Here is an 8,240-nt window from a genome sequence, read left to right as displayed (position 1 = left end):
AAATCAAATAATCACTATAAAGATCAAGCATATCCATTTAATTCCCTCCCTAAAATTAAGGGCGGAATTCTAATGCTTTTTAGTCAAACTACAAGTTTATGTGCGTAACATGAGTTATTAATACCCATAATGCGCATTTTGAAAAGAATAGTCAAACTGGAAATGGTGCTGCTGCCTACGGGATGAACCTACTGAATACCGGTGCCGGTAAATTAATCATGAAGAGCAGAGCTACTTCGTTTAATGATAATTCGACATCCGGTGACAGCAACCAAACCACTGGCTTATCAATCTATAATGCGAGTTCAGGAAGGATAGAGGCTACTCTAATTAACTCGAGCCTTAATAACAATAAGGCCACAGGCGATAATGCCCCTATTGCTGCCGGACTTTATGCCTCAAACCAGGGCAGTGGCCTCGTGCTAATTAAAGTATCAAACAGCCAATTTAATGCCAATTTCGCCAGTAACCAAGCCTTTGGCTATGAGGCTATTAATTTCGGCTCCGGAACGCTCTCATTTACGGCTGATCAAGCTCAGTTTAATAATAATTCTGCTGGCTTTTTAAGTGCAGGAATAGGAGGTGGAAATTACAGCAGCGGAAGTTTAACTATTAGCACTTACCAATCCTTATTCATTCCAGGCTGGGGTACTAATAGCCATCGAGTATTCACTTACGATGGTGGTACCGGTCCCATCAACGTTTCGATTCGCTAAGATCGCCTAACTTTATTCTGGTTGAGCTCTGCCTCAAGGATTCCACCTTAAGGCTTTCTCTTAGCTTAATGACAAGTATCATTACAATTGACATCGGTACGTTCGATCTGAATTGTCACGTGTTGGATGCCAAATTGCTCCTCTAACTCACCAATCCATTGGGCACGTAAAACATCCGTCAAGTGCTCTTCTGGCATATATAGATGCACTGACAGGGCGTTCTCTTGCGTACTCATCGCCCAAATGTGTAAATCATGAAGCCCCTTTACTCCTGGTTTTGCTAAGAAGTAATTACTTACCTCGGTCAAAGAAATAGAGCTTGGGACACCATCAATAATCAGCCGAAAACTATCGGCAAATAAAGACCAAGTGCCTTTTAATATAACAAGGGCTATTAAAAGCCCAACCACGGGGTCTAACCATAACCAATGGGTGTAATAAAGTACAGCAGCAGAAAGCACCACTCCTACCGAAACCAAAGCATCATAAAATAAATGCAGATAAGCGCCGCGAATATTTAGATCATCAGAACCTTTTAAGAATAATAATGCGGTCGTACCATTAACAATAATTCCAATTCCAGCCACAATCATCACGGATAAAGCTTGAGTTTCGCTAGGCGTGATAAATTTATACACTGCTTCGGTGGCAATAATACCACAGGTGAAAATGAGCAGGCAGCCATTAAGCAAAGCAGCTAAAATAGAGGTTTTTTTCAGCCCATAGGTCCTACGTTCCGTAGGTTTTTTTTTCATCAGCCCCATAGCAATCCAAGCCAAGATTAAACCTAAAACATCCCCTAGATTATGGAAAGCATCAGCAAGTAAACTAGTGGAGTTGGCGATGTAGGCATAAATAATTTGCAACACCACAAATCCACCATTAGCTAAAATGGAAATAAAAAATGCCTTATCATAGGTTGCTGGCGCTGGATGACTGTGACCATCATGATCATGGTGTGCATGTGACATTAAGATTGTCCTTCCGTATAGTAATTAATCCCAATTTTAATTCGATCCCTGGTTTTTTCCCGCCGCCACGCATTCGTATCACGTAAGGAGTAAACGCAGCCGCAATATTCTTGCTTATAAAACTCTTCTCGTTTGGCGATTTGATACATACGTTCGCCGCCACCATTTTTCCGCCAATTATAGGTCCAATAAATCAATTCGGGATAGCGACTCGCAGCACGCACGCCACTGTCATTAATTTGATTCATATCCTTCCAGCGTGAAATGCCTAAAGAACTACTAATTACCGGAAAGCCATGCTCATAGGCATAAAAAGCAGTTCGCTCAAACCGCATATCAAAACACATAGTACAACGTTTGCCGCGTTCAGGCTCCCACTCCATCCCTTTTGCGCGCTCAAACCAATTATCTTTATCATAGTCAGCATCAATAAAGGGAATGTTATGCTTTATGGCAAATCGTTTATTCTCTTCCTTTCTAATTTCATATTCTTGCAAGGGGTGAATATTAGGGTTGTAGAAAAAAATGGTAAAGTCAATCTCGGAATAAATTAAAGCTTCCATCACTTCCCCCGAGCAAGGCGCACAGCAGGAGTGGAGTAATAATTTATTCGCCCCATTGGGTAATTCTAAACGTTCTCTGTTAATCACTTTTTACATCCGCACAATTAATAAAATGAGTTCGATAATAGGCCAATTCATTGATGGAATCTTTAATATCATCTAAAGCTAAATGTTTCGACTCCTTAGTAATACCATTGAGAATTTCCGGTTTCCAACGAATAGCTAATTCTTTTAAAGTACTTACGTCTAAATTGCGATAATGGAAAAAGGCAGCAAGCTTAGGCATATATTTATATAAAAATCGTCTATCTTGGCAAATGCTGTTGCCACACATAGGTGATTTTCCCTTATCCAAGTATTGCTCTAAAAACTTAATAGTCCGCTGTTCTGCCTCCGCCTCACTAACACTATCCTCTAACACTCGCGCCACCAATCCCGATTGGTTATGTTGGCGGGTATTCCAAGAATCCATGTTGTCTAATAAGGATTTAGGCTGGGATACTGCTAAAACCGGACCTTCTCCCAAAATATTTAAATGCGCATCCGTGACCACGGTTGCAATTTCTATGATCCTATCATGTTCAGGCTCAAGTCCGGTCATTTCCAGATCAATCCAAATTAAATTATGGTTATTTTTCATTCGTTTTCCAAGTATTTGTAATTAATTCAACACTAGCGATGCGTCGCTGGTGTAATTCATGTTTGATTGCATGTCCTTGATAACCTTCATCAATCACTGATTTAACATTTACTTTAGTTGCCGCCTCGAAAACACTTTGCCATCTCCCTGCTTGGTGATACTCAACCGCTTTACCTCGTCCAGCGGAGTCAGCTTGGCAAGCTATTACTAAAGCGGCAAATAATTGTGGTCGACGGAAGGCATCAATACTATCTAAAATACTGACAATAGTTGCAGCACGCAACTCAGTAATGCGATGGATCAATAAATGGAATCGCGACACCATCACCGCCAAGCTGCGATAATCATTAGGAATTCTTAAGCGTGAACATAAGGCCTCAATCACAGGAACCCCGCGCTCTTCATGCCCATGATGCCTAGGCCAAGACGCCATAGGGCTTAAGGCCTTCCCTAAATCATGCACTAAGGCTGCAAAACGTGTTACTGGATCTTCGCTTAATTGCACCGCAGCTTCTAAAACCATTAAGCTATGAACCCCACTATCAATCTCTGGGTGGTGTTTATAAGGATTAGGAACTCCAAATAGTTGATCAATTTCGGGGAGGATAACAGCTAAAGCACCACAAGAGCGTAAAGTAAGAATAAATTGCTCCGGATTTTTTTCTAAAAAACTTTTATGCCATTCTTGCCATACTCGTTCCGGGACAAGATGTTCTAACTCGCCATTTTGCACCATCGCATACATTAGGGATCGGGTTTCGTTAGCAAGCCTGAAACCCAAATGATAGAAGCGCGCCGCAAAACGCGCCACTCTTAATACCCGCACAGGATCTTCGACAAAGGCAGGTGATACATGACGCAGTAGTTTAGCCTCCAGGTCAACCCGGCCCCTATACGGATCGATAAGCCCTCCCTGTTCATCTAAAGCCATCGCATTGATGGTTAAATCACGTCGGGCGAGATCCTCCTCTAAAGTGACTGTGCTGCTGAAATTACAATCAAAACCATAATATCCCGGTGAGGATTTTCGTTCTGTCCGAGCGAGAGCATATTCTTCTTTTGTCTCTGGATGTAAAAATACCGGAAAATCGCGACCGACTTGGCGGTAGTTCATTTTGAGTAACTCATCAGGTGTTGCACCCACCACGACCCAATCACGCTCTTTAATAGGTAGCCCTAGTAATTTGTCGCGAACAGCTCCACCAACCAAGTAAATGTTCATTAAATAGGATTAACCTTGTGTAGATTAGTTGACATTTTGCTATCTTCAGCCAAGATAGAACAAATACTAATTAATATGCGATCATTATAATATAGTTTACCGCCATGAGTAAAAGACGAATTAATAAACAACAATCAACTCGTATTGAAAAAATACAACAAGCTTATCAGAATGATAAAGACAATCAAATTGATTCTTTAGCCGATGGCTTGGTTATTACTCGTTTTAGTAAACATGTAGAAATTGAGGACAAACAAGGTAAACGGATTCGTTGTTCTATCCGCCCTAACTTAGATGTAGTAGTTGCAGGGGATCGCGTTATCTGGCAACCAGAAGGCAACAATCAGGGTGTTGTGGTTAGCTTGTACCCACGCGCCAGTATGTTGGCACGGCCAACAGCCAAAGGACTAAAAAAACCCGTTGCGGCCAATATTACTCAATTAATTATCGTAGTTGCCCCTAAACCGGAAATTTCTTGGCCCCTACTTGATAGCTATTTAGTAATGGCAGAAACCCTAAAATTACATGCCGTCATTTTATTAAACAAAATAGATTTGAGCTGTGAGGCAATTAAACAGCAACTGCTTAGTGATTACCAAGGTTTAAATTACCCCTTATTGATGATCAGCAAAAATCAAGCGTCCAGTGTAGAGGACTTAAAAAAAATTCTAAACCACCAAGTCAGTGTATTTGTAGGCCAATCCGGGGTAGGAAAATCTTCTTTAATCGCCAGCGTCCTTCCCCATGAAGAAAATATTATTACCGGGGATATTTCTTTAGGTTCAGAACTTGGAAAGCATACGACCAGTAATTCTTGTTATTACCATCTACCCAGTGGTGGAGCTTTAATTGACTCCCCTGGAGTACGCGAATTTAGCCTATGGGATATAGATTCCAGTACGATTGCTAAAGGCTATAAAGAATTTGCCCACTATTTAGGCCAATGTAAATTCCGCAATTGCACTCATGCCGATACCCCTCATTGTGCTCTAGTAGCTGCCGTAAAAGATGGGAAAATATCAGCCAATAGATATAATAATTTTATTAAATTATGTGCACAATATGCCCAGCTTAAATATTAATCATGGCCGTAAGTCTTCGGCTGGGTAGGCTCAAGGAAGATCAACGCCTAATTAATAATTCCACTGAAACACGTTCTTCCGCCTCTATTTCCTCTTCACGCGTAAGAATAGGTGATTGGCGATCATAAATATACTTAAGCAAGCTTTTTCTTCTTTCCGGCCTAGAAGTGGATAAGCCTTCACTACTCTCTTCTAGCTCCTTGCGATATTCCTCAACTACCTCACTCACACTGAGGTAACGCTCCGCTGCAATTTTAGTTTTAAGCTGCTCCACTGAACGCGAACCCGCAAAAAAGCTTACTCGCGCATCTCCAGTTCTATTACCATTAATTTTTTGTAAGCGGTGACCAAGGTAATGGATGCAATTATTGATGAACGAAGCGCGATAATCTTGGGTTGCAGCTAAGTCTAATAACTGCAAGAGGACATCTCGCTCTGGCGCCGACTCCAAGTCATTTAAGAGTTGATTAAACAAAAGATTAATCCGCATATGTTTTTGGAATCTAGATATAGGAGGATTTTGACAATAGGTTCTAATTGCCTCATCTAAAAAACCCTCAACAATACAGCCTATCGCAGCTGTGGGGGCTCGGAAATTTATCAAAGCATGGACAATTAATTTCGGGTCATACCACTGTAATCCTAGGGAATCAGTTTTTACTGCTTCAAACCAAGTTGAGAAGGACGAAGGCGCTATACAGGCCCAGATTTTAGACCACGAGCTTGCTTTAGCTTGAGCAGCAACAGTCTCGTCCATAACCGCCTCATAAACGCGGACCATCTCTTCTTCATTACTGGCAGAAATAGCTGAAGAAAAGCGCTTATAAAGCTGCGCCACCTGACTAGGAACTTCGTTCTCTTTATCGCAAATACTGATACGGGTTTTATTCCAAAAATCACAATTAAAATTATAACTGAATAAAGACAGCAGAAATAAACGGCATCGATTAAGCGCGGAGCCGTCCAAAACTGGTTTAGCACTGCAATATAATGATGAAGCCCCGGGCGTTTTCAAATACAAGGCTGGGTTTAAAGCATATAAGGCATTGAGCAGGCCTTTTAATTTTGTATCTAGGTTATAGTCTGTTGCGTTGTTTAGTTCAATTAAGAAATCAAGCAGATAATATTTTTTACCGCTAATTTCAAAATGAAGGCCATAAAATTGATTTATTTCCTCTTTATCATGTTTATATAAATGAGTTAAAAAGTTATTAAGTTCCTCTTTAAATTGTTCAAAAGGTTGGCCTGATACCTGCAACGTGAAATATTGCCCAATTAAAGGGAGAAAATAGGCCATCAAAGAGAGAGGGAGCTCATTCGTTGGATTTAATTTAGTAAACACCCGTGTATTTAAAAAATCCCAAAAATTAAGGTATGGTATCCGTTCAACTTCAATCGCTCTATTTGACTTACAAGCGTTCAGACGGGCCAACTCCTCGACCGTTAAGTGAGTAAGTGGATCATGAGAGTCAAGCCGTTTAGTGGAAAGGACATTGGCGCCACTTAATTCTTCTTTATCGAATTTCTTTAAATTAGCCACTAAATGCTCGCATAAGCCAAATTTTCTATACAAGGAACGCCCGTCTGGGCCTAAATACAGATTATCCGTATTGGTCGTTTCATTTAAGGCAGACAAACTGATGGGATCAACAATATTAGTTATATCTGGGAATAATATTTTAATATAGGTTTTACCTGATGCAGCAGCAAGCTCTTTAGCTAAATTGGTCCAAAGTTGATTGGCGCCATCAATTACAATGGTATAATCATCCATTGTTAATTTAATAGCTGCGCGGCGCCGCGCAAATATCTCTTCTAAAACACGATAATCTTCAGCGCTTAAACTCGTTTTGCTGTCTTTAAGTGCAAAATAAGAATCTAATTGTTTATGCAGTTCGCTGTCAATCGGAAGCACGCATTTGGACGCTAAATCGCTGATAAATTTTTTAATTTGTTCTGCTAACATGAAGCTGCTAAGTCCCTTCGGATGTTCGGTTAAATATAAATTTTAATGAAAGTGATTTTTTGATTGTTTATTTTTTTCCATTATTGTAGATAATAAAGCATTTCCAATCTAAAAAACAATAGATTGGCGAGAAGTAAATGAGCTTTTAAATGATTTTTGGAAATCCGCTTTGCTAAAAAAAATTTAACTATAGGCCGTCACCTACACAGACAAAGCGAGAACGCCTAAAACTGTCTTGATAATAAAATGTGTAGGGGTGACCGGTAGGGATAGTTAATATCCGATATAACTACAACAACGATAATCGGGGCGAATCTATTATGGACCACACTCTAGGTAATTAATATCTAAATCCTACTTAAGTTATTCTCAAAGTACTTCACCTATTTTTCGTAGCAATTTGAATAATTGCGTTTTTAAACTAAATTTAGAATGAATGAACTAAAAAGGAATAATTATGAAACGTTTTGTGGTAGTACTCTCTGGGTTCAGCATGTTGGGGTCAGTGTATGCAACCAACTGTGTTGGAACAGCGACTAGCGCATGTAGTAATATGACTAGCGAAAGCAGTTGTCAGAACGCTTATTTAAGTGGAACGAGTAATATCCAATGCCAATGGAGCGGGGGCAGTTGTATTGATGGTGGCGGAGCTTGTGTATCCTCTACAACAGTGATGTGCAAAGGCAATGCTGTTAGCAGCTGTAATAATCTTTCATCGAGCACCTGCAATAACAGTTATATTAGTGGCGCCGAAAATTTCCAATGCGAATTCTATGATAATGGTCAATGTGGGCATACATCAACGCACTGTGAGCCTTAATGGTAAAATTGCTTAATAGCCTTAGGGCTTGGCGAGGCAGCTTCACTCAACTTAAACGGGAGATGATGGCGCAATTAATTTCCAAGTCCGCAAGAAAAGGGTGCGCGTGAATAGTTTATTTCTTATTTTCGCAGGAAATAAAAAAAGCGGCTAAGAAGCCGCTTTTAGGAATAAAGCCCTGGCGATGCCCTACTTTCGCATGAGGAGACCTCACACTATCATTGGCGCAGGAATGTTTCACTACTGAGTTCGAGATGGGA

The 8,240-nt window shown here is 40.4% G+C and carries 8 protein-coding genes; 3 read left to right on the top strand and 5 right to left on the bottom strand.

What is annotated here, in order from left to right:
- Window positions 1–182: 182 nt before the first annotated feature.
- Window positions 183–716 (top strand): hypothetical protein, encoded by a 534-nt coding sequence (locus tag ELY15_RS11340; RefSeq protein WP_127100085.1) that lies wholly within the window; start codon window positions 183–185, stop codon window positions 714–716.
- Between the two features lie 65 nt (window positions 717–781).
- Here the strand turns inward: ELY15_RS11340 and ELY15_RS11335 are convergent, their stop codons facing one another.
- From ELY15_RS11335 to ELY15_RS11320, 4 genes are read right to left on the bottom strand one after another with little or no spacing between them, the layout of a single operon-like run.
- Window positions 782–1,687 (bottom strand): cation diffusion facilitator family transporter, encoded by a 906-nt coding sequence (locus ELY15_RS11335; protein ID WP_127100083.1) that lies wholly within the window; start codon window positions 1,685–1,687, stop codon window positions 782–784.
- Window positions 1,687–2,337, bottom strand: a complete 651-nt coding sequence (locus ELY15_RS11330; RefSeq protein ID WP_127100081.1) for an epoxyqueuosine reductase QueH — start codon at window positions 2,335–2,337, stop codon at window positions 1,687–1,689. Before ELY15_RS11330 ends, ELY15_RS11335 begins: the two co-directional genes overlap by 1 nt.
- The gene (orn, locus tag ELY15_RS11325; protein WP_127100079.1) at window positions 2,330–2,890 is read right to left on the bottom strand and encodes an oligoribonuclease; all 561 of its coding nucleotides are present in this window, start codon (window positions 2,888–2,890) and stop codon (window positions 2,330–2,332) included. Before orn ends, ELY15_RS11330 begins: the two co-directional genes overlap by 8 nt.
- Complete coding sequence (locus tag ELY15_RS11320) at window positions 2,880–4,112, bottom strand: multifunctional CCA addition/repair protein (RefSeq protein WP_127100077.1); 1,233 nt, start codon at window positions 4,110–4,112, stop codon at window positions 2,880–2,882. Before ELY15_RS11320 ends, orn begins: the two co-directional genes overlap by 11 nt.
- 104 nt (window positions 4,113–4,216) lie before the next feature.
- Here ELY15_RS11320 and rsgA point away from each other — a divergent pair, with 104 nt between their 5' ends.
- A complete protein-coding gene (gene rsgA / locus ELY15_RS11315; protein WP_127100075.1) occupies window positions 4,217–5,194 on the top strand; it encodes a small ribosomal subunit biogenesis GTPase RsgA in 978 nt (325 codons plus the stop codon).
- A 40-nt stretch (window positions 5,195–5,234) separates the two neighbouring features.
- Here rsgA and ELY15_RS11310 read toward each other — a convergent pair whose 3' ends face one another.
- A complete protein-coding gene (locus ELY15_RS11310) occupies window positions 5,235–7,160 on the bottom strand; it encodes a hypothetical protein (RefSeq protein WP_127100073.1) in 1,926 nt (641 codons plus the stop codon).
- A 457-nt stretch (window positions 7,161–7,617) separates the two neighbouring features.
- Between ELY15_RS11310 and ELY15_RS11305 the strand changes: the two genes are divergently transcribed.
- Complete coding sequence (locus ELY15_RS11305) at window positions 7,618–7,980, top strand: hypothetical protein (RefSeq protein WP_127100071.1); 363 nt, start codon at window positions 7,618–7,620, stop codon at window positions 7,978–7,980.
- The last annotated feature ends 260 nt before the right edge of the window (window positions 7,981–8,240 follow it).

Source organism: Legionella sp. km772 (assembly GCF_003989735.1).
Classification (GTDB): domain Bacteria; phylum Pseudomonadota; class Gammaproteobacteria; order Legionellales; family Legionellaceae; genus Legionella.
The sequence above is the reverse complement of the archived record's forward strand: the minus strand, read 5'-3'. Positions and strand labels throughout refer to the sequence as shown.